The 2,428-nt window shown below is 58.3% G+C and carries 3 protein-coding genes; all 3 read left to right on the top strand.

Translation table 11 applies throughout. The annotated features are described in order from the left end of the window. The coding region (gene tnpB / locus FHS77_RS15905; RefSeq protein ID WP_184224890.1) for an IS66 family insertion sequence element accessory protein TnpB at positions 1–185 on the top strand (185 nt) is incomplete at its 5' end. Between the two features lie 48 nt (positions 186–233). Beyond that, positions 234–1,808 (top strand): IS66 family transposase, encoded by a 1,575-nt coding sequence (gene tnpC / locus FHS77_RS15900; RefSeq protein WP_184224889.1) that lies wholly within the window; start codon positions 234–236, stop codon positions 1,806–1,808. Next, positions 1,805–2,368 carry a UPF0149 family protein gene (locus FHS77_RS15895; protein ID WP_184224888.1) on the top strand — a complete coding sequence of 188 codons (564 nt, stop codon included), beginning with the start codon at positions 1,805–1,807 and terminating at the stop codon, positions 2,366–2,368. Before tnpC ends, FHS77_RS15895 begins: the two co-directional genes overlap by 4 nt. Positions 2,369–2,428 lie beyond the last annotated feature (60 nt).

The following is a 2,428-nucleotide window of genomic DNA, read 5'->3' as shown; positions in this document are numbered from 1 at the left end:
TTTACTGGGATGGGTCAGGCATGATCCTGGCGACAAAGTGGTTGGAGAGCGGAAAGTTTGTTTGGCCCCCGATCCGCGATGGTGCGATGCAGATGAGTGCCCAGGAGTTCTCGCTTTTGCTAGCTGGCATTGACTGGACGCGGGTCAAGCGAAACGCGGTGAGGCGGCCCTCAAAAGTGGGCTGATCCTATTGTTTTTGCTTGAATATTCTGGCTCATATGGTAAGGTTAATCATGCTGTTTCGACCCGATCCCTTGCCCCAGGATGCTGCGCAATTGACCCGGATCATTCTCTCGCTCGACGAAGAGAATGCCGATCTCAAAGCGCGTATTGCCTTCCTTGAGCGCCAGCTCTTCGGGACGAAATCGGAGAAGATGACGATCATCGATCCAGCCCAGGCAACGCTCGACCTGGGCGATCTAAGCGATATTCCTGTTGCAGCCAATGACGATGCCGCACCGGTCGGTGAAGACAAAACACAGGCGCGACGGATGCCGGCGCGCAATATCGGCCGCTTGCCCAGGCATCTTCCGCGCTATGAAGAGGTCATTGAGCCGGAGAGCAAGATTTGCCCCTGCTGTTCGTTCGAACTGCATTGCATCGGCACGGACGTCAGCGAGGCGCTCGACATCGTACCTGCGATTGTCCGGGTCAAGCGGACGATCCGGCCGCGCTATGCATGCCGGGCCTGTGAGAGTGCCATCGTGCAAGAACCTGCACCGGCACGCGTGATGGACGGTGGCATGGTGACCACGGCGTTTGCCGCGCATGTCGCTGTTTCGAAGTTTGCCTGGCATCTCCCGCTCAATCGCCAGGCGCAAATGCTGGCCTCCTGCGGTGTCATCATTGATCGCGGCACGCTTGGCGCCTGGGTGATGCGGGTCGCCTGGTGGCTGGAGCTTCTCTATGACGCGCTTACCGCCTTTATCCGCTCGCAGCCGAGAGTGTTCTGTGACGAGACACCGTTGCCCCGGCTCGAGCCGGGGCGCAAACGAACCAAGGTCTGCCAGTTATGGGCGCAGGCGGTTGACGACCGTCCCTGGAATGGTCCGGCACCGCCGGCCGTGGCCTATATCTTTGCCGAAAGCCGCAGCGCCCGCGAGATCGAGGGACAATTGTCGTCGTTTACCGGTGTGCTTCAGGTCGATGGATACCAAGCCTACAAAACTATGGTCAAACGTCGGGGCAAGAGCAATGTCGCACCCATGCGGCTGGCCTTCTGCCTTGCCCATGCTCGGCGCAAGTTCGTTGATGTCGTCAAGCTGACGGGTTCTTCGGAGGCTTTGTCGATCCTTGCCAGGATTGCGGAAATCTATCGGATCGAAGCAAAACTGCGCGGCGAAAGCGCCGATACCCGGCTCGTCGTGAGACGTCGCGAGGCAGTTCCAGTCATGAGAGAGCTGAAAGCCCATCTCACCAAACTGCGCGACGAGGTGTCGGCGAAATCAGCGCTTGGCAAGGCCGTCAGCTACACGCTCAACCATTGGAGCGGGTTGACAGCCTGCCTTGATGATGGCCGGGTCGAGGTCGACTCCAATGTGGTCGAGCGTTCGATGAAATCTGTGGCTCTGACGAGGAAGAATTCGCTGTTCGTGGGCAACGAGCGGGGTGGAAAGACTTTCGCTGTCCTCGCATCGCTCGTCAACACGGCAAAACTTAACAGCGTGGACCCCGAGGTCTGGCTTGCCGATGTGCTGGAGCGCATCATCTCCGGAAAAGTGAAAGCCAGCCAGATGGAAAATCTCCTGCCTTGGGCCTGGAAGGCTGAGCGTGAGGCGATGGCGCAGCAGGAGCGACAGGCGGCATGACGCACAACAGCCAGGGGATGGCGGCTCGACTGAAGCTCGATGACGAGGCGTTCGAAGCCTTTATCAGGGGGCGCCGTCCGGCATCGCCAATCTGGTCAATGAGCGGTCTCGATGGTTATCTTACGGCTCTGATCATTGGCCCAAAGTTCATCGACCCATGCAGATGGATCCCGGAAATGACCGGCCCGGATGCCTTGAACCTGCCGATGGAAACAACCGAACATCGGGCCGTGCAGACGATCGTTGCGGAATATAACCGTATCTCGGCGAGCCTTTCCGAAACCCCGAAAGACCACCGGCCCAGGTTTACCAGGATCGATGACCAAACCTTTGATCCGTTCGATTGGGACCTCTGCTTTTTGCTGGCAACAGGATACGCGCCCAGACTTTGGCAGCCGGTTCTTCGCGGTCATGCCGTCACTGGCGATATCATTGCGCCAATTCGCAAGCTCGGCGAGACAAAACGCAAAGCCACCCGCCAGGATGCCGCTGACGTCGCCGAAGCACTCGTCAATATCCGAACCTATTTTATGCCGAAGCGGGCAAAGCAAAAGTTTTGACTGCCAGCCGGAAACCCATTCCGTCAATCACGAAAGACGTGGGCTATTCATTGCGCTCAC

Origin of the sequence: Paenochrobactrum gallinarii (assembly GCF_014205685.1) — a bacterium.
In the GTDB taxonomy this organism is placed as follows: domain Bacteria; phylum Pseudomonadota; class Alphaproteobacteria; order Rhizobiales; family Rhizobiaceae; genus Paenochrobactrum; species Paenochrobactrum gallinarii.
This window is presented reverse-complemented; position numbering and strand designations above follow the sequence as displayed.